This window comes from Klebsiella sp. MPUS7, assembly GCF_009905335.1.
GTDB lineage: Bacteria > Pseudomonadota > Gammaproteobacteria > Enterobacterales > Enterobacteriaceae > Klebsiella > Klebsiella grimontii.
Window position 1 is genome coordinate 1779370 of record NZ_CP047604.1, and the last position, 20392, is coordinate 1799761.

17 protein-coding genes are annotated in these 20392 nt (G+C 58.2%); 11 read left to right on the forward strand and 6 right to left on the reverse strand.

Going from position 1 to position 20392, the window contains the following annotated elements:
* The first annotated feature begins 13 nt into the window (after window positions 1–13).
* On the forward strand, window positions 14–1132 hold the full coding sequence (locus tag GUC22_RS08385; protein WP_049100344.1) for a succinylglutamate desuccinylase/aspartoacylase family protein: 1119 nt from the start codon (window positions 14–16) through the stop codon (window positions 1130–1132).
* Here the strand turns inward: GUC22_RS08385 and GUC22_RS08390 are convergent.
* A complete protein-coding gene (locus tag GUC22_RS08390; RefSeq protein ID WP_049086784.1) occupies window positions 1104–2036 on the reverse strand; it encodes a proline iminopeptidase-family hydrolase in 933 nt (310 codons plus the stop codon). The two genes, GUC22_RS08385 and GUC22_RS08390, sit on opposite strands and share 29 nt — an antisense overlap.
* Before the next feature lie 84 nt (window positions 2037–2120).
* On the reverse strand, window positions 2121–2873 hold the full coding sequence (locus GUC22_RS08395) for a helix-turn-helix transcriptional regulator (protein WP_024359155.1): 753 nt from the start codon (window positions 2871–2873) through the stop codon (window positions 2121–2123).
* Window positions 2874–3074: 201 nt separating this feature from the next.
* On the opposite strand from GUC22_RS08395, the gene GUC22_RS08400 reads away from it, so the two are divergent.
* The 7 genes from GUC22_RS08400 to GUC22_RS08430 all read left to right on the forward strand — a co-directional run bounded on the left by GUC22_RS08400 (window position 3075) and on the right by GUC22_RS08430 (window position 10769).
* The gene (locus GUC22_RS08400; RefSeq protein WP_154933302.1) at window positions 3075–3974 is read left to right on the forward strand and encodes a proline iminopeptidase-family hydrolase; all 900 of its coding nucleotides are present in this window, start codon (window positions 3075–3077) and stop codon (window positions 3972–3974) included.
* On the forward strand, window positions 3974–4912 hold the full coding sequence (locus tag GUC22_RS08405; RefSeq protein WP_154933304.1) for an ABC transporter permease: 939 nt from the start codon (window positions 3974–3976) through the stop codon (window positions 4910–4912). The genes GUC22_RS08400 and GUC22_RS08405 overlap by 1 nt, the downstream gene beginning before the upstream one ends.
* A complete protein-coding gene (locus GUC22_RS08410) occupies window positions 4909–5754 on the forward strand; it encodes an ABC transporter permease (protein ID WP_049100347.1) in 846 nt (281 codons plus the stop codon). The genes GUC22_RS08405 and GUC22_RS08410 overlap by 4 nt, the downstream gene beginning before the upstream one ends.
* Complete coding sequence (locus GUC22_RS08415; RefSeq protein ID WP_098362823.1) at window positions 5751–6731, forward strand: ABC transporter ATP-binding protein; 981 nt, start codon at window positions 5751–5753, stop codon at window positions 6729–6731. Before GUC22_RS08410 ends, GUC22_RS08415 begins: the two co-directional genes overlap by 4 nt.
* A complete protein-coding gene (locus GUC22_RS08420) occupies window positions 6731–7765 on the forward strand; it encodes an ABC transporter ATP-binding protein (protein ID WP_024359150.1) in 1035 nt (344 codons plus the stop codon). The genes GUC22_RS08415 and GUC22_RS08420 overlap by 1 nt, the downstream gene beginning before the upstream one ends.
* Entirely contained in the window at window positions 7746–9260 is a 1515-nt protein-coding gene (locus GUC22_RS08425; RefSeq protein ID WP_024359149.1) for an ABC transporter substrate-binding protein, read from the forward strand. The genes GUC22_RS08420 and GUC22_RS08425 overlap by 20 nt, the downstream gene beginning before the upstream one ends.
* Window positions 9261–9536: 276 nt before the next feature.
* Window positions 9537–10769 carry a dicarboxylate/amino acid:cation symporter gene (locus GUC22_RS08430; RefSeq protein WP_221343810.1) on the forward strand — a complete coding sequence of 411 codons (1233 nt, stop codon included), beginning with the start codon at window positions 9537–9539 and terminating at the stop codon, window positions 10767–10769.
* Between the two features lie 298 nt (window positions 10770–11067).
* Here the strand turns inward: GUC22_RS08430 and GUC22_RS08435 are convergent, their stop codons facing one another.
* From GUC22_RS08435 to GUC22_RS08450, 4 genes are all read right to left on the reverse strand, one after another.
* Window positions 11068–11685, reverse strand: coding sequence for a helix-turn-helix transcriptional regulator (locus GUC22_RS08435; protein ID WP_160183470.1), 618 nt, complete (start codon window positions 11683–11685; stop codon window positions 11068–11070).
* Between the two features lie 108 nt (window positions 11686–11793).
* Window positions 11794–11934: a small membrane protein gene (locus GUC22_RS08440; protein ID WP_160183471.1), complete on the reverse strand. Its 141-nt coding sequence runs from the start codon at window positions 11932–11934 to the stop codon at window positions 11794–11796.
* Between the two features lie 367 nt (window positions 11935–12301).
* Window positions 12302–13000 (reverse strand): response regulator transcription factor, encoded by a 699-nt coding sequence (locus GUC22_RS08445; protein ID WP_024359146.1) that lies wholly within the window; start codon window positions 12998–13000, stop codon window positions 12302–12304.
* Complete coding sequence (locus GUC22_RS08450; protein WP_201746409.1) at window positions 12997–14967, reverse strand: sensor histidine kinase; 1971 nt, start codon at window positions 14965–14967, stop codon at window positions 12997–12999. The genes GUC22_RS08445 and GUC22_RS08450 overlap by 4 nt, the downstream gene beginning before the upstream one ends.
* Window positions 14968–15617: 650 nt before the next feature.
* Between GUC22_RS08450 and fdnG the strand changes: the two genes are divergently transcribed.
* The 3 genes from fdnG to fdoI are packed head-to-tail and all read left to right on the forward strand — an operon-like array spanning window position 15618 to window position 20209.
* Window positions 15618–18668, forward strand: coding sequence for a formate dehydrogenase-N subunit alpha (gene fdnG, locus GUC22_RS08455; RefSeq protein ID WP_160183472.1), 3051 nt, complete (start codon window positions 15618–15620; stop codon window positions 18666–18668).
* A 12-nt stretch (window positions 18669–18680) separates the two neighbouring features.
* Window positions 18681–19583: a formate dehydrogenase subunit beta gene (fdxH, locus tag GUC22_RS08460; RefSeq protein ID WP_004122548.1), complete on the forward strand. Its 903-nt coding sequence runs from the start codon at window positions 18681–18683 to the stop codon at window positions 19581–19583.
* Window positions 19580–20209: a formate dehydrogenase cytochrome b556 subunit gene (fdoI, locus tag GUC22_RS08465; protein ID WP_031446324.1), complete on the forward strand. Its 630-nt coding sequence runs from the start codon at window positions 19580–19582 to the stop codon at window positions 20207–20209. Before fdxH ends, fdoI begins: the two co-directional genes overlap by 4 nt.
* The last annotated feature ends 183 nt before the right edge of the window (window positions 20210–20392 follow it).

Here is a 20392-nt window from a genome sequence, read left to right on the forward strand (position 1 = left end):
ACCAGGACGTCCAATGAAAATTAAACACTATACATTACCTGAACATGCACTCGGTGGGCAGCGGCAATTAAGCCATTTTCATTTCGGCGCGCCCGGCACAGGAGAGAAGGTCTATCTGCAGGCGGGGCTGCACGCCGATGAAATTCCGGGCATGCTGGTTCTGCATTATCTTAAAAGATTACTCAGTCAGGCGGAACGGCGCGGCGAGCTGCGCGGCGAAATCATTCTCGTGCCGGTGGCCAACCCGCCGGGGCTGGCCCAGGTGCTGCTCAGCGGCGGCGTAGGTCGTTTCGATCTGGCAAGCGGGCGTAATTTTAACCGCGACTTCCCCGATCTGGCTGCCCTGGCGCAGCCCTATCTGCGTGCGCCATCGCCCGGTTCGCGCCGCGAGTACCTGCAGCAGGTGCGCGCGGCGATGCGGGATGCGCTGGCGGCGCTGCCCGTGGTCAGCGAAGTTCAGGCCCTGCGCCATCATCTGCTGGGCCTCGCCTGCGATGCCGATTTGGTACTCGATCTGCACTGCGATGACCAGGCGATTTTGCATCTCTACGCCGACCCGGCCTGGCAACGCGAGGCGAAAGTTCTGGCGGCTTTCCTCGGTATTGGCGCCGTGCTGCTGTCGCAGGAGAGCGGCGGTCATTCGTTTGATGAGGCCTGCGGCCTGCCGTGGCAGCGCCTGGCGGCGCGTGATTCATCGCGCTCGCAGCAGCAGCCCGGCTGTATGGCGGTGACCGTCGAACTGCGCGGCCAGCAGGAGGTGGATCACGCCACCGCCTGTGACGATGCCGAACGTCTTTATCGCTATCTGCAGTACCGCGGCGTACTGGCCGGCGCGAAGCCTGAGATTCCGCAGCAGGAAACGGTAATGCTGCCGTTTGCCGCCGGGGAGATTGTTACCGCCCCGGCGACCGGCATCCTGGTGCTGTTAAAACAGCCCGGCGAGTGGGTCAGCGCCGACGATGTGGTCGCGGAAATCATCGATCCGCTGACCGATATGGTCAAAGCGGTGCGCCCGACATCGGGCGGGCTGATTTATGCCAGCCGTCGGGCGCCGTTTGTCACCCTGGGGGCCGAAGTAATGAAAATCGCCGGCGAGCGGCCGTTCAGCGGCGGAGGCGGGCTGGCGCTGTAAGCGGCTTTTCGTTTATCGCGCGGCTTAAAAAGTCGTTTACCGTCTTCATGCACAGCTCGCGCTCTTCGACGTGCGGCATATGGCTTGAGGCTTCGAAAATGACCCACCGCGCGTCGGGGATGTGGTCCATAAAGGGTTGTACCACCTCCGGGGTGGCTTCATCGTAGCGCCCGGAAATCAGCAGGACCGGAACGTCAATGCGCGCGAGGCGGTCGATAATCGTCCACGCTTTCATGCTGCCGATGACGTGGAATTCGGTGGGGCCATTCATGGCGTGATAAACCGTCGGGTCGGCATCCATGGCGTCGAAGGTGCGCCGCACTTCCGCCGGCCAGGGATCGAGGCGACAGACGTGGCGTTGATAAAATACCTGGCTTGCCGCCTTATATTCCGCGCTGTCCAGCGTTCCTGCCGCCTCATGGGCCAGCAGCGTCTGCTGGACGTCGGCGGGCAACTGCGCCCGCAGCCTGGCCGCTCCCTGTAGCCACAGGGCCATCGACGCCGGGGAGTTGGCGATAATCAGCGCCTTTAACCCCTTTGGCCGCGTCACGGCGTGCTCCGCGCCGAGCATACCTCCCCACGATTGGCCGAGCAGGGCGTAATGATCGGCAATATTGAGATGCTGCAGCAGGTTGGCCAGTTCGTCGAGGAACAGCGCCGGTTGCCAGAAATCGGCGGGCTGCTGCGGGAGATGGGTTGAGCGTCCGTTGCCTAACTGATCGTAGTGGATCACCGCCCGCCCGCTGAGGGCGATATCGCGGAACGCATCAACATAATCATGCGTGCACCCCGGCCCGCCGTGGGCGATGACCAGCGGCGTGAGCCCGCTATCGATATCGCCGCAAACGCGAAACCAGGTTTGATAGCGCCGAAACGGGGCGTAACCTTCGCTGATGGTATACATGAATCATCTTTACCCTGCTAAGTGGACCGGCTTTCAGGGTAAAGGGTGGCAACCGCGGCTGAACACTAGCAAAAATGCTAGTTCTTAGCTGTCGAGCAGGCGGTAGTGCAGGGCGCGGACTACCGCCTGTACGCGGTTGCTGGCGCCGAGCTTTTTGGCCGCGGTATTAAGATGCAGCGTCACCGTCGCCACCGAGCGGTGCAGCTTGCGGGCGATCTCTTTAGCGGTAAGTCCTTCGGCGGACCACGCCAGGCATTCGCGCTCGCGGTTGCTTAGCTTCACATGGCGGCAGGTAAGCAGGGTGCTGTCAAACAGCGGAAACGCCGACTCCTGAAACTGGTGGGCGAGCAGCATCAGCTGCGCCAGGGTGGCGCTGATTTCCCGTTCCTGACGCTGGCCGGTATGGATGCCGGTGAGAGTGACGAAACTGCCGTTGGGGAGATGCAGGGGAACCGTCGCCCCGCAGGGCATATTATGTTCGCGCATATAGTCGGTGACCGCGGTGGCGTGATTGTTCAGCCTCCCGCGCAGCATGCTGTTGTCCGGTCGTTGATAGGACCAGACAAAAGGCGCGCAGCTTTCGAGCGCGCAGTGCTGCACCGGATCAAGCTGGTAATATCCGCGCTCGCACCATAGCTGGCGCATATCTTCCGGCACATTGCACGTTTTCAGCAGCGAAGGCGTAATCAGCTCCCCTTCCAGAGAACGCGGGACCGGCGTGTAGTCGTAAATGACCGCGTCAAATCCTAACTTCCGGGTGGCCTGAAAAAGTCCGCTGAATGCCTCATCCAGGCTAGCCGCCCGCGCGCTGCCGGGGCGTTCAAATTCCAGTCGCATATAACCCCCTTCATCTAAAACGAGACCTGCGACGGGCACGATTTGTGCAAATCCGTCAATAGTTAGCGCAAAAGGCATGCAATTCCGGTGCCGCACCGGCGCCGCGCAAAACTAGTATTTTTGCTAACTGTTCAGCCTCCGGGGTTGCCGTTAGCGTTAACGCAACGCCAGAACCGGGCCATCGACGATGAGGAGTACACCATGTGGAGCGAAATAGCGCCCGATCAGTACCATAACATTGCGGTGGAGGGATATAACGTCGTGGCCTATCAGTTTGGCGACGGCGAGGAGACCGTTCTCTGCCTCAACGGCGGGCCGGGGCTGCCCTGCGATTATCTGCGCGAAGCCCACTCCTGCCTGAAGCAGCACGGTTATCGGGTGATCGCTTTTGACCAGCTGGGTACCGGCAAGTCCGACCGGCCGGATGATGCCAGCCTGTGGACGATGGCGCGCTACGTGCGTGAAGTGGAGACCGTGCGTCAGGCGCTGGGGCTCGGTCAGGTGCATCTGCTTGGTCACTCGTGGGGCGGATGGCTGGCGATTGAAGTGGCGTTGCACCATCCTGGCGCAATTCGCTCGCTGATTCTGGAAAACACCGTCGCCGATATGCCGCATCTGGTGCAGGAGCTGAACCGTCTGCGCGGGGCGCTGGGGCCAGAAACCGTCGCGATGATGCAGCGCTACGAAGCGCTCGGCTGGCTAGACCATCCGGCCTATCAGGCAGCGATTACGCTGCTGAATTACCGTCATGTGTGCCGTCTTGACGTCTGGCCGGAGCCGGTTACCCGCTCGCTTGGGGACTGGAATATGGGCCCGTATATCACCATGCAGGGGCCGAACGAATTCCTCTACACCGGTAATTTAAAAAACTGGAACCGCAGCGCTGAGCTGGCGTCAATCCGCGCGCCCTGTCTGATCACCAGCGGCCAGCACGATGAGCTGACGCCCGCCTGCGCCCTGAAAATGAAGCAGGGCCTGGCGAACGCCGAAATAGCCATTTTTGCCAACAGCAGCCATATGCCATTTTACGAAGAGCCGCAGGCTTACTACCCGGTGCTGCTCGATTTTCTGGCGCGCCAGCGCGACGCGGGAGGCTGTTGATGCACCGTTACCGCTTTCTGCTTCTTCGCCCGCTACAGCTGCTGCCGGTTCTGCTGGGTATCAGCCTGATCACCTTCATGATGGTGCGCGCGATCCCCGGCGATCCGGCGCGTATTCTGCTCGGGGTGCGCAGCACGCCGGCGGCGCTGGCCCGCCTCCGCGCGCAGTTTGGCCTCGACGAACCGCTGTGGGTTCAGTACGGCTATTTTCTGCGCAATCTGCTGCAGGGCGAGCTGGGTAAGTCCATTGTTTACCGGGTCGATACCCTGAAGCTGATTGCTTCGCGTCTGGAACCGACGCTGTGGCTGGTGCTCGGCAGCGTTCTGCTAGCGATAGCGTTGACGGTACCGCTGGCGGCGATGGCCGCACGCCAGCGCGGGCGCCTCGCCGATCGGCTGATTCGTCTGTTTACGACCGCCGGGCTCGGGTTTCCGGCGTTCTGGCTCGGCATCATGTTGATTCTGCTGTTCAGTATCGCGCTCGGCTGGTTTCCGGTCTCCGGCTACGGCAGCGATTTTGTAGACCAGCTGCACCATATGGTTCTGCCGTGCCTGACCGTGGCGCTGGCGCTGTCGGCGGTATTGATTCGCAACCTGCGCGCCAGCCTGCTGATGGAGATGAATAGCGACTATGTGGTGGCGGCCCGGGCGCGGGGACAGCAGGAAAGACGTATCTTCTGGCGGCACGTGCTGCCGAACTCTCTGGTGCCGACCATCAATCTGCTGGCGGTGAATATTGGCTGGCTCATCGGCAGTACGGTGGTTATCGAAAGCGTGTTTGCCATCCCCGGCCTCGGACAGCTGTTGGTTAAGGCGATTTTTAGCCGCGACTACATGGTGGTGCAGGGCGTGGTGATGGTCTTTGCCCTTGCTACCGTAGCGGTCAGCCTGCTGGCGGATATTCTGACCGTGGCCCTCGACCCGAGGATAAAACTATGAAGGCGATAGCGACGTTTTCCCGTCTGCGTCAGCGGGCTATCCCGCGTCAGCAGGCGCTCTACGCCGGGCTGGCGATCGTCGGACTATGGCTGCTGGTCGCCTGTCTGGCGCCGTGGATCGCGCCGTTCGATCCGATTGCCCAGGACGCCTCTTCCAGCCTGCTGCCGCCGGGCGGCGCGCATCTCTTCGGTACCGACAACTTTGGCCGCGACGTTTTTTCCCGCGTGCTGTGGGGCGCGCGGGTCGATCTCCAAATCTGCCTGCTGGGGGTGCTGTTCCCCTTTATGCTCGGTACCGCGCTGGGGGCGCTTGCCGGCTATTCTGGCAGCGTGGTCGATGCCCTGGTGATGCGGGTTATTGATATCGTGCTGGCCTTTCCGTTTCTGGTGCTGATGCTGGCAATCATCGCCATTCTCGGGCCGGGACTGAGCAGCTTTTACATCGCCATGGCGATGGTGGGCTGGGTCTCCTACGCCCGGCTGGTGCGCGCTCAGGTACTGACGCTGAAACAGCGCGATTTTATTCTGGCGGCCCGCAGTCTGGGCTACGGCCATCCGCGGATTTTGTTCCGTCATCTGCTGCCGAACGCGCTAACCGGAGCGATCGTTTTTTCGATGTCCGACTGCGTACTGGTGCTGCTGAACGGAGCCGCGGTGAGCTATCTCGGGCTCGGCGTGCAGCCACCAACCGCCGAATGGGGCGTTATGGTGGCCGAAGGGCAGAGCTTTATCACTACCGCGTGGTGGATAACCACCTTTCCAGGGCTCGCCATCGTGCTGCTGGCGATGGGCTTTAGCCTGCTGGCTGATGGGCTCGGCGACAAGTTAGGAGGACGGGGATGAGTTTGCTGAAGGTGAATCGCCTGATGGTCACGGGCGGCGAGGATATCGCGCTGGTCGATAACGTCTCATTCACGCTTGAAGCCGGGGAGATGCTGGGGCTGGTTGGCGAAAGCGGGTCGGGAAAAACCGTGACCTGCCGGGCGCTGATGCGCCTGCTGCCGGGGGACGGGCTGCGGATTAGCGGCGGTGAGGTTGTGCTCGACGGCCGGGATATCTTACCCCTCAGCGAAGGGCAAATGTCGGCGGTGCGCGGGCGGGAAATCGGTATGATTTTCCAGAACCCGACCAGCCATCTCAATCCGGTGATGACCATTGGGGAGCAGATCGCGGAAAGCCGGCGCCTCCATTTTGCGGCAAACCGCCGTCAGGCGCGGGAAGATGCGCTGGCCCTGCTGCGCCAGGTCGGCATCCCGGACCCGCAGAATCGGCTCAATAGCTATCCGCACGAATTTTCCGGCGGTATGCGCCAGCGGGCGATGATCGCCGTCGCCCTTGCGCCGGAACCGCGGCTGCTGATTGCCGACGAACCGACGACCGCGCTGGACGTCACCGTGCAGATGCAGATTTTGCGCCTGCTCAGCGACCTGCGTGCCGAGCTGGGGCTGGCGGTCATTATGATCACCCACGATCTCGGGGTGGTGGCGCAAACCTGCGACCGGATCGCGGTGATGTACGGCGGCAGGCTCTGCGAGGTGGGCGACAAACGCGAAGTGCTCGCCGGGCCGCTGCACCCCTATACCCGCGGGCTTATTGATTGTCAGCCGGCCAGCGAAGGCGGACGGGGGAGGCTGACAATCATCGACGGCCAGCCGCCGAGCGCCGACCACTTTCCATCAGGCTGTCGCTTTCATCCGCGCTGCCGCCGCGCCGATGAGGCGTGCCTGCAGCAGCCGCCGCTGCATTACGGGCAGGATCGCCATAGCCACGCGGTGGCTTGTCATCACCGCTTACCCACGCTGACCCGACAGGAGGGATAATGGCTAACGCTCACTGGCCGCTGCTTGAGGCCGATAATCTTTGCGTCACCTTCCCGGTGTCGGGCGGTCTTTGGCAGCCGAAGCGGGTCGTGCACGCGGTGAACCAGGTCACGATGCAGATCTTTCCCGGCGAAACGCTCGGTCTGGTCGGCGAATCCGGAAGCGGCAAGAGCACGCTTGGCCGAGCGTTGTTACAGCTTGAACGGGTAGCCGATGGCGAGGTGCGGTTCGAGGGGCAGCGTATTACCCATGGCTTAACCAGCGATATCGCCCGTCTGCGCCAGCAAAGCGCGATGATTTTCCAGGATCCCTTTGCCTCGTTGAACCCGCGGCAGAGCGTGGGAGAGAGCATCGCCGAGGTGCTGCGCGTGCATCAAAAAGTGCCCCGCGGGCAGGAGGCGCTGCGGGTAGCAGAACTGCTCACCCTGGTGGGCCTGCGCCCGCAGCAGGCCAGCGCGAAACCGGCCCAGCTTAGCGGCGGCCAGTGCCAGCGCGTCGGTATTGCCAGAGCGCTGGCCATGGAGCCGCGGCTGATCGTGGCCGATGAGTGCGTCGCGGCGCTGGACGTCTCTATTCAGGGACAGATCGTCAACCTGCTGATGGATCTGCGGGAGAAGATGGGGCTGGCGATTCTGTTTATCGCTCACGATCTGGCGATTGTGCGGCGGCTCTGCGATCGGGTGGCGGTAATGTACCTTGGGCGGATTGTGGAAGAGGGGCCGGCAGAGGCGGTCTTCACCCGTCCGCTGCATCCCTATACCGCCGCGCTGGTCTCGGCGATCCCGGAAATCGACCCGGATAAACCCCTACCGAAAAATTTGCTGGGGGGCGAGCCGCCCAGTCCCGTTGCCGTTCCACAAGGCTGTGCATTTCATCCGCGCTGCCCTTATGCGCAGGTGCAGTGCCGCACCGGAGCACCACCACCAACCCGGCAGATTGCCGATCGCGCTTATGCCTGCGTGCTCAACCTCGCGGGCGATGAGACCGTTTTTCCTTTAACAGGGGGATCTTTTGATGAAGCACAGGCAAGTTAAATTACTGGCGGCGAGCGTTTTTCTGGCGCTTAGCGTGGTGAGCGAAATGGCCCAGGCGGCGGGGGTATTGACCATTGGCCGCCGGGAGGACAGCACCACGTTTGACCCGATAAAATCGGCGCAAAACGCGGATAACTGGGTCTTTTCCAACGTCTTTGACCCGCTGGTGCGGGTGGATAAGAGCGGGACGAAGCTGGAGCCGGGCGTGGCTGAGAGCTGGACGATTTCTCCGGATGGCAAGGTCTACACTTTTAAAATTCGCGACACGACCTTCTCTGACGGCACACCGCTAACCGCCAGCGATGCGGCGTTTAGCTTGATGCGTATCCGCGATGATGAAGGCTCGCTGTGGCGCGACTCCTATAGCATTATTGCCAAAGCGGAAGCCCCGGACCCGCGCACGCTGGTAGTGACGCTGAAATCGCCGTCAGCGCCGTTCTTGTCGCAGCTGGCCCTGCCGAACGCCTCGGTGATTTCGCAGAAGGCGATGAAAGCGGAAGGCGAAGAGGCGTTTGCCGAAAAACCCGTGGGCTCCGGCGCGTTTAGCGTGAAAGAGTGGCTGCGCGGGGAAAAGATCGTGCTGGTGAAGAACCCGCACTTCTGGCAGGCGAAAAACGTCAGCCTCGATGGCGTGGAGTGGTTAACCATTCCGGACGATAATACCCGCATGCTGAAGGTGCAGGCCGGCGAGCTCGACGCCGCGCTGACCGTGCCTTTCTCGCGCATTGCATCGTTACAAAAGGATGCCAATCTGAAGGTGGAGCTGGACCCCTCCACGCGCGAGGACCATCTGCTGATCAACCATTCTCACGGCGCGCTGGGCAAGGTGGAGGTGCGCCAGGCGCTGGACTTCGCGATTGATAAAGACGCAATCGTGAAGACCGTGACCTTTGGCTACGGCCAGGTGGCCAACTCCTATATTCCCGCCGGGGCGCTTTACCACTACCAGGATAATCTTCGCCGGCCGTACGATCCGCAGAAGGCCAAAGCGATGCTAAAAGCGGCGGGCGCTGCCGATCTGAAGCTGAACTACGTGGTCAACGCCGGGGATGAAGTCGATGAGCAGATTGCCATTTTGCTGCAACAGCAGCTGGCGAAAGCCGGGGTGACGGTGAATTTGCAAAAAGTCGACCCGAGCCAGAGCTGGGATATGCTGGTGGCCGGAGAGTACGATATTTCGGTGATGTACTGGACCAACGATATTCTTGACCCCGATCAGAAAACCACCTTCGTGCTGGGTCACGATGCCAATATGAACTATATGACCCGCTATCATAACGAGCAGGTAAAAGCGCTGGTGGCTGCCGCGCGCGTCGAAATGGACGGTAAAAAGCGCGAGCAGATGTATATCGACCTGCAAAAAATGGCCAAGGCCGATGTGAACTGGGTCGATCTGTATTACAGCCCGTACCGCAACGTCAGCCGCAAAAATATCGACGGTTTTTATCAGAATCCGCTGGGACGTTTCTTCCTGGAGGATACCGTAAAACGCTAGTGCCTCTTTGCGCCGGTTGTCCTCTGACGCCGGCGCCTTTTTCATCTTACCGGCGGCGCGACGCGGTTTGATGCATATCAACGAGCACATTAACTTTTACTATAAAAACTAAAAAAGAGTTGTAACCCCGCGTGCTTTTATTCAATTTATGTGGTGAATGTTTAATGTATTCCAATAAATAAAGCATATATACATTAAAAAACAACACGTTAAATAAATCAGGGGTTAATTTTTGTGGCAAGTGCAAACAAACTCACGCTGTTCATCGTCATCTTCATGCTGCTGGGGATCCTCTCCGGCGCGGCCATCCACGCTTACGCCGGGCAAACGACCATTACCGCATGGTCGGAAAACATTACGCTGCTAACCGATGTGTTCCTGCGCCTGATTAAAATGGTGATAGCGCCATTAGTCTTCAGTACCCTGACGGTCGGCATTATGCGCCTTGGCGAAACGGCGACTATTGGCCGGGTCGGCGGTAAAGCCATGGTGTGGTTTATTACCTCGTCAATTCTCTCCATTCTGGTCGGGCTGGTGATCGTCACCCTTGAGCATCCCGGCGCCGGTCTGAACCTGGCGATCCCGAAAGAGTCCGTGGATACCGGGCTGGCGGTGAGCGGGATGAGCCTGAAAGGCTTTCTGACCCATACCATCCCGACCAGCATTACCGAAGCGATGGCCAGCAACGAGATTCTGCAAATCGTGGTGTTCTCGATGTTCTTCGGTATTGCCGGGGCGTCGCTGGGGGAGAAATTCAATGCTCCGCTGGTGGCGGCGCTCAACGTGGTTTCCCACATTATGCTGAAGGTGACCGGGTACGTGATGTACGTCGCGCCGCTGGCGATTTTCGCCGCTATCTCTTCGGTTATCGCCTCGCAGGGGCTGGGGATCCTGCTTAACTACGCCTCGTTTATCGGCGGATACTATGTCGCGATCCTGCTGACCAGCGCGGTGCTGCTGGCGGTGGGGTATATGGTGCTCAAAAAAGAGGTTTTTCGCCTGCTGAATATGCTGAAAGACCCGGTGCTGGTGGCGTTCACCACCAGCAGTTCCGAAGCGGCCTATCCGAAGACCCTGGAGCGCCTGGTGGAATTTGGCTGTTCGCGAAATATCGCGTCGTTTGTGCTGCCTATCGGCTACTCCTTCAACCTGGTCGGCTCAATGGTGTACTGCTCTTTTGCCGCCATGTTCATCGCTCAGGCCTATAATGTTCAGCTGAGCTTTAGCGAAATTACCGTGATGATGCTGACGCTGATGCTGGCCTCGAAAGGGATTGCCGGGGTACCGCGTTCGGCGCTGGTGGTGCTGGCCGCGACCATCCCGAGCTTCAATATTCCGGTGGCGGGTATTTTGCTGCTGATGGGCATTGACCATTTCCTCGATATGGGGCGCTCAGCGATTAACGTGCTGGGTAACGGGATTGCGACGGCGATGCTGTCAAAAAATGAAGGTCAACTGCAGGAAGAGGCCCCGGAGGCTGAAGCCGCGCCTCAGCAGGCCGAAGCCTGATCGTCGCGCGCCCTCTCTGACGGGGGCGCGTTCCGCAGAGAAAAAGAGGCCCCTAACAGGCACGCAAGGGGCAATGTGACGAAGTAACAGATTCCTCGATAAAGACGTTGTTCTTATTATATAAAAATACGCTCCGGTATTTTCACATTGAGGAACCGGGTAATGGTACCCGCAGCCAGTTACCCCTGAGTAGATGTTTTTGAGGTTACCGATCTTTTTCGGAATCCCGTCGCTAACAAGCCGTCAAATTCCTAATTTTAACGTACAGAATGCGCTCACTGGCGGGCACAGCGCGAGTTTACCAGCGCTCTTTTAACAAGTTAATGAACTGAAAAAAGTCATGATTGTTATTAAGACGGTATTTTTCCATGATTTTGCTTTTGTGCCAGGTGATGGTTTTGGGGGTGACTTTGTTGAGGGCGGAAATTTTAATGATATCAAAGCCATCGATGATGCCGGTGGCGACGGCAGCCTGCGATTTGGAGAGCATTTTATGCGGGCAATGGGTGCAAACGAGCGTGGAATTGCTGCTCTGCGCGCCGGGGAGAATTTCGCTCCTTTTTATCTCCTGGGCAATAATTTCGAACATCTCATCGATATTGACCGATTTGATAGAAACAAAGATAACGCCCTTGAGACAGTTAACGATCAGCTCTTTTTCCGGCAGCTTGTCATAGCTGTGCAGGATAATCACCGAACTGTTTTTTTTACGGTTCTTTATGCTGGTATTGCACAGATAGATCTCGCCGGGGAGAACTTCAGCGATGATGATATCTTTATCTAAAAAATCATTATGCTTATAAGAAAAAGCGACTTTAAGATTCCCGCTGCGGCTGATGAGCTCATTGACGACGGAAACCAATGATTCTCTGAGAAAGGTATTTCTGGTGTTGATGGCGATGTTTACTTTTTTCATGGCGTTATTTCCCTGATATATCAACATAACGCCATGTTGTGATCAATCCTCCGGGCGTATGCGGTGATTGTTGCTATGCAGATTTCGTTATTATTAATGTGACTTTAGTTATTTTCTGCGCATAGAGTTCTTTGCTGAAAACGGAAATTTCTGTTTTCGCCTGTCGCGGATATACGACACAAGACTATAAACAGATACGCAAAGGCAAAATATGCACAGCAATAAGGCTAACCATGTTTGCATGGCCATAATTGAGATCCTTTAACTTAATTTTTGGTGTTAAAAATGTACCTCGCAGGCACGTGAATATTTTTATACTCTTCGTTAAACCGTGCTCGCGATGCGCGGACGAAATGCGCATGACAAGCGGCCTGCATTCGGCTCGCGCTGAATTCAGCAATAGCCTGATAGCTCAGGTCGCTTTGGGTCGAAACGCTCACGACGCCCGGTCAATGTAAGAAAATTCTTAATGTGCTGTCAGTCTCATTTCTCTCATTCCTCTCAAAAACTGAAAAAAAATTAACAAGAAACGCCAGGCTGAAAACATATTCGCCATGACCTCGCGCGGGTGGCGGAACGGTGGCCGGCGGCGTCGCCGCTGCCGGCTGGGGAAAGGTCAGGAGAGAAACGCCAGCCCTTTGCCAAAAATCGCGCGAATCGGCAGGGTGATGCCCTGTAGGCGGGCCTTGTGGCGCAGGCGGCTGATCACCACGTCGATGCGGTGCAGTTCCGGCTCGCCCTCATCGGTAAACAGCGAAGTGTGCAGGTCAACTTTGCTGCACACTTCATTGCGATTACGCATTAAGACTTCCAGCAGACGGTACTCTTGCTGCGTTAGCGGCAGGATCCGCCCCGATGGCGCCACCAGGCGCTCGCTCTGGAGAATCCAGTGGGAAGGGGCTGACCGCTCCGCTGATGGCGCCGGATTGACGCCTTCCGCCGGTTGTTGCTGGCGAAGCCGGGAGCCCAGCGCGTGGATGCTCTCCGCGAGGTCGGAAAAGTTGACCGGCTTGATGAGATAGAGGTCGGCGCCGGCGTTTAAGGCCTGGAGCCGATCCTGCTCATGCCCTCTGGCGGTAATGACGACCAGGCCGAACTGGCCAATCTCGTGCAGATAGTCCAGCACGCTAAACCCGTCTTCGCCCGGCAGGCCAATATCGATAAGAACGATATCAACCGGATCGCGATGCAGCTGCCGCCAGAAGGCCTCGGCGCTGCCGACGCCCCAGGCGTCAAAGCCGCGATGGCGCAGAAAAGCCAGCAGCTCGTCGAGTAGATCTGCGCTATCTTCAATGATAGCTACGCGTAGTGTCATGGTTTGTCCTTCTGCTGTCCCGTCAGCGGGAGAGTGAGCGCAAATTCGCATCCGGCTGAGCTATTTTCTGCCAGCCACAGGTCCCCGCCGTGGGCCTGGATGATTTGTCGGGCGACGTACAGCCCAAGACCGGTCCCGGCCGGCGTTGAGGTATGCGTTTCGCCGCGTCGATAGCGCTCGTAAATATGCTCGACCTGTTCCGGCGGGATGCCGGGACCGCGATCGCCAATGCGTAATTCAACGTGCTTTTCCTGCTGATAAATCTCGATTCTTATTTCGCCTGCTGCAGCATATTTAACCGCGTTATCGAGCAGGTTGGCGATCGCAATACACAGCAGCCCGCTATCAATAAACAGCACCGGCGAAGGGGATTGCGGGCCGACAGTTTGCCCCTCAAGGGTGACATTCAAATAATGATTAAGCGAAAGATCCACGACGGTCGCCGCCATATGGATGACCGGCAGCAGTTCGGCATCCTGCTTGTCGGCGTGCAGGTCTCGGGAGGAGAGGCGGGCATCGGCCAGGCAATTATCGGTAAGCTGCACCAGGCGGGTTGTCGCGCGCTGCATGCGATCGAGGCGCAAGCTCTGGGTGACGGTTGCGGGACTCAGGCGCAGGTTTTCCAGCGCCGCCTGGAGGATCGCCAGCGGCGTTCTGAACTCATGCGCCACCATTCCCATAAACTGGCGCTGGTGGAAGCTGGCCTCGCGTTCAATCTGCAGTTCCCGCGCCAGCTGCTGCTTGCGCACCAGGGTACGGTTTTCCGCCCGCACCCGCAGTACCGCGATGATCAGGACGGTGACGATATGGATAATCAGCGCGTACTGCCAGGTGGAATAAACCATGTTATGAAACGGAATGACGCCGTGGATAGAGAGCAGCGCCAGCCCGGCGGAGACGACGTATACCGGCGGCAGCAGCCCCAACAGCAGGGTGTTGATATCAACCGCTTTGCGCCGCCACAGCATCCATGAGGTGATCAACAGAATCGGCGCGGCGATGAAGAATATCCCCGCTTCAATCTGCATCGCCTGGCCGTAAAACCCTAGCGGGATACTGATCTGCAGAACAATGTTTAAGGCGATCGCCGCCAGCAGCAGTTGATGCAGCCGCGGCATGTTTTTCTTCAAATCGAAAACTTCGCTATGCAACCACAGCGCGGTGGCGTAGCTCACCAGCGACAGGCAGCTAATCATGTAATCCTGCACCGGCAGCAGGGCGTCGCCAAAGAGCCATTCCGGGTAGCCATGAAGGGCCGCGACGAGCGGATAGTTGAGCGAGAACAGGCAGATCCCCCACAGCAGGCGTCGGCGCAGCGCGACGGCAAGCCACAGGGCGATACCGCTGGCAATCACCGCCAGGCCAAAATAGAAACTCCAGAAGGCGGTATCGAGGGTGGCCGAACGCACGAACTCCTGCGGCGACGAGAGCGTCGCCAGCAGGATCAGGGTGCTGGTGCTCTGGAGACGGAAGACCATCTCGTAGCCAGCCGCCGTGGGCGGGGGCGGTAAAATCAGCACGCTTTCGCGGTAGTCGAGATCGTTATCGCGGGCGGAAGCGTGGTCGCCAAACTCTTTTTGTTTCCAGGGGGCATCGCTGCCGCAGGGGCGATAAAATACGCTCAAGCGATCGACAAACGACGGACCGAGCTGCAGCCAGCGCTGCTCGCCTGCAAACCAGGCCGCCGGGAGCGAAGTACGTAGCCAGTAGGTCTTTGACGAATAACCGAACGACGGGATAAGCGGCGCCGTTTTTAGCGCCTCCTGTGGCAGCGAAAGAAAGGCGTCGAGGGGCATCGTGTCGCTGGCGTCGGCGTACCAGTAGACCGGGATATCGATACCCAACTGGCGGACTTCCGCGCGCGCCGGCGTCCACCACTGCAGGGAAATAATGACGCCGCACATTGCCCAGAAATACGCGCTGTGGCTCCTGCGAATAAGATCAAAAAAAGCGCACGAACGATTCAATCACGCCCCCTTGCGGCATGGATTAATAAATCAGTACGGTATAAACGAACAGGGACTCTGCTACTGGCACAGATAACCCTCCGCCATTCGGGAAATATACGTGTAGGGCTGGACAACGCAGCATTCTGCTGGTGCCGAAGATATTATTCCAGCGTTATCTACGCGCCGGGGAACTGGCCAGACCTGCTGCAAGAAGATCCTTAATCAAAGTTAACGTATGGGGGAGATGCATAATAAGCAAGCGGAAAGTTCAGTCACGACATACGGATTTACGATGTTATGCCATGAATTCACGCGATAGTTATATAAAAAGCGGCAATAAATTATTTAATCAGCGCATATAAAACCCGATAGTTATATTAAACGTTAATTACCGTTGTTATTGATGGCCGGATAACGGCGGCACATCGCCCACCTCATCAAACGAAGTTGGGTACGGTCCGAAGGTTTGTAGACGGCAGGGGATGACAATGATTAGCATGGCGTTAACATTCCCGGCCCCTGTTTTAAGGCGATGGATTTTAACTATTTGAAATGAAATGGATTAATTGTTTGTTTTTTGTCGTAAATGTTAACAGCAGATGCAAAAGCCAAAAATACCCGTATAATCATTGTCCCTTTTCCTGTCTTAAGTTTAAGCTGGAGGCACAATGGAGCTCAGTCGCAGGCAGTTCTTTCGCATCTGCGCGGGTGGTATGGCAGGGACGACCGTAGCATCGCTTGGTTTTCTTCCCTCGTTTTCCGCTCACGCAGAGACGCGTCAATATAAACTCTTAAAAGCTAAAGAAACCCGTAATAACTGCACCTACTGTTCAGTCGGCTGCGGGATCCTCATGTACAGCTTCGGAGATAACGCCAAAAACGTGCGTGAACGCATTTATCACGTCGAAGGCGACCCCGATCATCCCGTGAGCCGCGGATCGCTGTGCCCAAAAGGCGCAGGCGTACTGGACTATATTCACAGCGATAACCGTTTACGCTATCCGGAGTACCGCGCGCCGGGCTCGGACAAGTGGACGCGTATGAGCTGGGATGAGGCCATCGATCGTATCGCGCGATTGATGAAAGATGATCGCGACGCCAACTTTATCGAAAAGAATGCCCTGGGCGTCACCGTCAACCGCTGGACCTCAACCAGCATGCTGTGCTCTTCGGCGGCGAGCAATGAAACCGGGATCCTTGACGGTAAATTTACCCGCGCGCTGGGGATGGTATCGATTGACTGCCAGGCGCGCCTTTGCCACGGCCCGACGGTATCGGCGCTGGCGCCAACCTTTGGTCGTGGGGCGATGACCAACAACTGGGTGGATATTAAAAACGCCAACGTGGTGCTGATTATGGGCGGCAACGCGGCGGAAGCGCATCCGGTAGGGTTCAAATGGGTTATCGAAGCCAAAATTAAAAATAATGCGACGGTGATCGTCGTCGATCCGCGCTTTAACCGCAGCGCGGCGGTGGCTGACCTGTACGCGCCCATTCGCGCCGGCTCCGACAGCGCTTTCCTGCTCGGCGCGATCCGCTATCTTATCGAACACGATCGGATACAGCATGAGTACGTGCGTCACTACACCAACGCCAGCATGATCGTGCGGGAAGATTATGATTTCGACGAGGGGCTGTTTAGCGGTTTTGATCCGCAGAAGCGTCAGTACGATAAAACCAGCTGGAACTATGAACTCGACGCGAACGGCTTCGCCAGGCGCGATGATACGTGGAACCATCCGTGCTGCGTCTGGAATCTATTGAAGCAGCACGTTGAGCGCTATACGCCAGAGCTGGTCAACCGCCTGTGCGGCACCTCGTTACACGATTTTCAGCGCATTTGCGAACTGTTAGCCAGCACCAGCGCTGCGAATCGAACCGCGACAATCCTGTATGCCCTCGGCTGGACCCACCACACCACCGGAGCGCAGACCATCCGCGCGGCCGCGATGCTGCAGCTGCTGCTGGGCAATATCGGCATGGCCGGCGGCGGCGTTAACGCGCTGCGCGGGCACTCCAATATTCAGGGCTATACCGACCTGGGGCTGCTTTCGACTAATCTGCCGGGATATATGCCGCTACCGTCGGAAAAACAGGTTGATTATCAGAGCTATATTTCACAAATCACCCCCGCGGCGCTGGGCGTGAACGAAGTGAACTACTGGCAAAATACGCCGAAGTTTTTCGTCAGCATGATGAAAAGCTTCTGGGGCGATGCCGCAACCGCGGAAAACAGCTGGGGCTATGACTGGCTGCCGAAATGGGATCGTTTATACGATGTCATGACCCAGGCCGAGCTAATGGCCCAGGGCAAAATCAACGGCTACGTGGTACAGGGATTTAACCCGCTGGCGGCGTTCCCGGATAAAAACAAATCCGCCCGCGCGCTGGCGAAGCTCAAATATCTGGTGGTGATCGATCCGCTGGTGACCGAGTCGTCGAATTTCTGGCAGAACCACGGCGAAATGAACGACGTGCGTCCTGCAGATATCCAGACCGAAGTCTTCCGCCTGCCGTCCTCCTGCTTCGCCGAAGAGAACGGTTCGATCGCCAACTCGGGCCGCTGGCTACAGTGGCACTGGGCGGCGGCCGAACCGCCGGGCGAAGCGCTCCACGATGGCAAAATTCTCGGACGCCTGTTTATGCGCCTGCGCGATCTGTATCGGCAAGAGGGCGGCGCAAACCCGGCGCCGGTGCTGAATATGTCCTGGGATTATCACGATCCCCTCGACCCGCAGCCGGAAGAGGTCGCCAGGGAGGCCAACGGCAAGGCGCTGCGCGATATCGTTGACGAGCAGGGCCGGGTAGTTGTCAAAAAAGGCCAGCAGCTGAGCAGCTTCGCGCAGCTAAAAGATGACGGTTCAACCAGCAGCTACTGCTGGGTTTACTGCGGCTGCTGGACCGAGCAGGGCAATCAGATGGCGAACCGCGATAATAGCGACCCGTATGGTTTAGGCTGTACGCCCGGCTGGGCATGGTCCTGGCCGGCGAACCGCCGCATCCTCTACAACCGCGCCTCCGCGGACCCGGCGGGTAAACCCTGGGATCCGCAGCGCTCGCTGCTGAACTGGGACGGCAAACGCTGGACCGGTATGGACGTCGCCGACTATAGCCAGGCGGCGCCGAACACCAACGTCGGGCCGTTTATCATGAATCCGGAAGGCGTGGCGCGCCTGTTCTCGCTGGACAAACTAAACGATGGCCCGTTCCCGGAACACTATGAGCCTGTCGAATCGCCGATTGGCACCAACCCACTGCACCCGAAGGTGGTCTCCAGCCCGGTAGCGCGCATCTATCACGATGACCTGGCGAATATGGGCAAAGCGGATGAGTTCCCCTACGTGGCGACAACCTACTCGATCACCGAACTGTTCCGTCACTGGACCAAGCATGCGCGGCTGAACGCCATCGTTCAGCCCGAGCAGTTTGTTGAAATTGGCGAGGCGTTGGCGAAGGAGAAGGGCATCGTCGCGGGGGACACGGTAAAAGTGATGTCGAAGCGCGGGTTTATTAAAGCCAAAGCGGTAGTGACTAAGCGAATACAGGCGCTGACTATTGATGGCCGTACGGTGAATACCATCGGTATTCCGTGCCACTGGGGTTTTGAGGGGGCGACGCGGAAAGGATTCCTGGCCAATACGCTGACGCCATCGGTGGGGGACGCGAACTCGCAGACGCCTGAATATAAAGCTTTCCTCGTGAACGTGGAAAAGGCGTAACGGAGACGAATTATGGCCTATCAATCGCAAGACATTATCCGTCGTTCCGCGACTAACGGCTTCACCCCCGCGCCCCGCGCGCGGGACCACCAGGAAGAGGTGGCGAAGCTTATCGACGTCACCACCTGTATCGGCTGTAAAGCCTGTCAGGTGGCCTGTTCCGAGTGGAACGACATCCGGGATGAAGTCGGTCACAACGTCGGGGTGTACGATAACCCCGCCGACCTGACCGCCAAATCCTGGACCGTGATGCGCTTCTCGGAAGTGGAGCAGAACGACAAACTGGAGTGGCTCATCCGCAAGGATGGCTGTATGCACTGCGCCGACCCGGGCTGCCTGAAGGCCTGCCCGGCGGAAGGGGCGATCATTCAGTACGCCAACGGCATCGTCGACTTCCAGTCCGAGCAGTGCATCGGCTGCGGCTACTGCATCGCCGGCTGCCCGTTCAACGTGCCGCGTCTGAACCCGGAAGATAACCGCGTCTACAAATGTACGCTGTGCGTCGACCGCGTTAACGTTGGCCAGGAGCCGGCGTGCGTGAAAACCTGCCCGACCGGCGCTATCCACTTCGGCTCCAAAGAGGAGATGAAAACGCTGGCTGGCGAGCGCGTCGCCGAGCTGAAAACCCGCGGTTACGACAACGCGGGGCTGTACGATCCGGCCGGCGTTGGCGGCACGCACGTGATGTACGTGCTGCACCACGCCGACAAGCCGAACCTGTACCACGGCCTGCCGGAGAACCCGGAAATCAGCGCCACGGTTAAGTTCTGGAAAGGGATCTGGAAGCCTCTCGCGGCGGTCGGCTTTGCGGCCACTTTCGCCGCCAGCATCTTCCACTACGTCGGCGTCGGTCCGAACCGCGCGGAAGAGGAAGAGGACAATCTGGATGAAGAGAAAGACGAGGTGCGCAAATGAAAAGACGTGACACCATCGTGCGCTACACCGCGCCGGAACGCATCAACCACTGGGTCACCGCCTTCTGCTTCGTGCTGGCGGCGGTGAGCGGGCTGGGCTTTTTCTTCCCGTCCTTCAACTGGCTGATGCACATCATGGGCACCCCGCAGCTGGCGCGTATTCTGCACCCGTTCGTGGGCGTGATTATGTTTGCCTCGTTCATCATCATGTTCTTCCGCTACTGGCACCATAACCTGATCAACCGGGACGATATTTTCTGGGCGAAGAACATTCGCAAGATTGTGGTCAACGAGGAAGTGGGCGACACCGGGCGCTATAACTTCGGCCAGAAGTGCGTGTTCTGGGCGGCGATTATCTTCCTGGTGCTGCTGCTGGTGAGCGGGGGGATTATCTGGCGTCCGTACTTTGCGCCGGCCTTCTCCATCCCGGTTATCCGCGTCGCGCTGATGCTGCACTCCTTCTCGGCGGTCGCGCTGATCGTGGTGATCATGGTGCATATTTACGCCGCGCTGTGGGTGAAGGGCACCATTACCGCGATGGTGGAAGGCTGGGTGACGAAGACCTGGGCGAAGAAGCATCATCCGCGCTGGTACCGTGAAGTGAAAGCGAAACGGACGAAGGATTGATAAAACAAATACGATAAATTTGCTGCCATGCAGCGGATATTATCGTAGCGAGCGCGCGTAATGGCAGGTAAACCGCAAGGTGAACAAGCGATTACGCGCTATTTTTATCGGTAATTATTAGAGGGTAATCAACATAAAACCGCTGATAATAACGCTGTTTTATGAATGTTTTGGTTATCCATA

Coding starts and splice junctions, on each gene's coding strand:
- fdnG (WP_160183472.1), top strand. CDS start 15,618: ATGGAGCTCAGTCGCAGGCAGTTCTTTCGCATCTGCGCGGGTGGTATG.
- GUC22_RS08420 (WP_024359150.1), top strand. CDS start 6,731: ATGGCTAACGCTCACTGGCCGCTGCTTGAGGCCGATAATCTTTGCGTC.
- fdxH (WP_004122548.1), top strand. CDS start 18,681: ATGGCCTATCAATCGCAAGACATTATCCGTCGTTCCGCGACTAACGGC.
- GUC22_RS08400 (WP_154933302.1), top strand. CDS start 3,075: ATGTGGAGCGAAATAGCGCCCGATCAGTACCATAACATTGCGGTGGAG.
- GUC22_RS08445 (WP_024359146.1), bottom strand. CDS start 13,000: ATGACACTACGCGTAGCTATCATTGAAGATAGCGCAGATCTACTCGAC.
- GUC22_RS08390 (WP_049086784.1), bottom strand. CDS start 2,036: ATGTATACCATCAGCGAAGGTTACGCCCCGTTTCGGCGCTATCAAACC.
- GUC22_RS08385 (WP_049100344.1), top strand. CDS start 14: ATGAAAATTAAACACTATACATTACCTGAACATGCACTCGGTGGGCAG.
- GUC22_RS08405 (WP_154933304.1), top strand. CDS start 3,974: ATGCACCGTTACCGCTTTCTGCTTCTTCGCCCGCTACAGCTGCTGCCG.
- GUC22_RS08415 (WP_098362823.1), top strand. CDS start 5,751: ATGAGTTTGCTGAAGGTGAATCGCCTGATGGTCACGGGCGGCGAGGAT.
- GUC22_RS08395 (WP_024359155.1), bottom strand. CDS start 2,873: ATGCGACTGGAATTTGAACGCCCCGGCAGCGCGCGGGCGGCTAGCCTG.
- GUC22_RS08410 (WP_049100347.1), top strand. CDS start 4,909: ATGAAGGCGATAGCGACGTTTTCCCGTCTGCGTCAGCGGGCTATCCCG.
- GUC22_RS08425 (WP_024359149.1), top strand. CDS start 7,746: ATGAAGCACAGGCAAGTTAAATTACTGGCGGCGAGCGTTTTTCTGGCG.
- fdoI (WP_031446324.1), top strand. CDS start 19,580: ATGAAAAGACGTGACACCATCGTGCGCTACACCGCGCCGGAACGCATC.
- GUC22_RS08435 (WP_160183470.1), bottom strand. CDS start 11,685: ATGAAAAAAGTAAACATCGCCATCAACACCAGAAATACCTTTCTCAGA.
- GUC22_RS08430 (WP_221343810.1), top strand. CDS start 9,537: ATGCTGCTGGGGATCCTCTCCGGCGCGGCCATCCACGCTTACGCCGGG.
- GUC22_RS08440 (WP_160183471.1), bottom strand. CDS start 11,934: ATGGCCATGCAAACATGGTTAGCCTTATTGCTGTGCATATTTTGCCTT.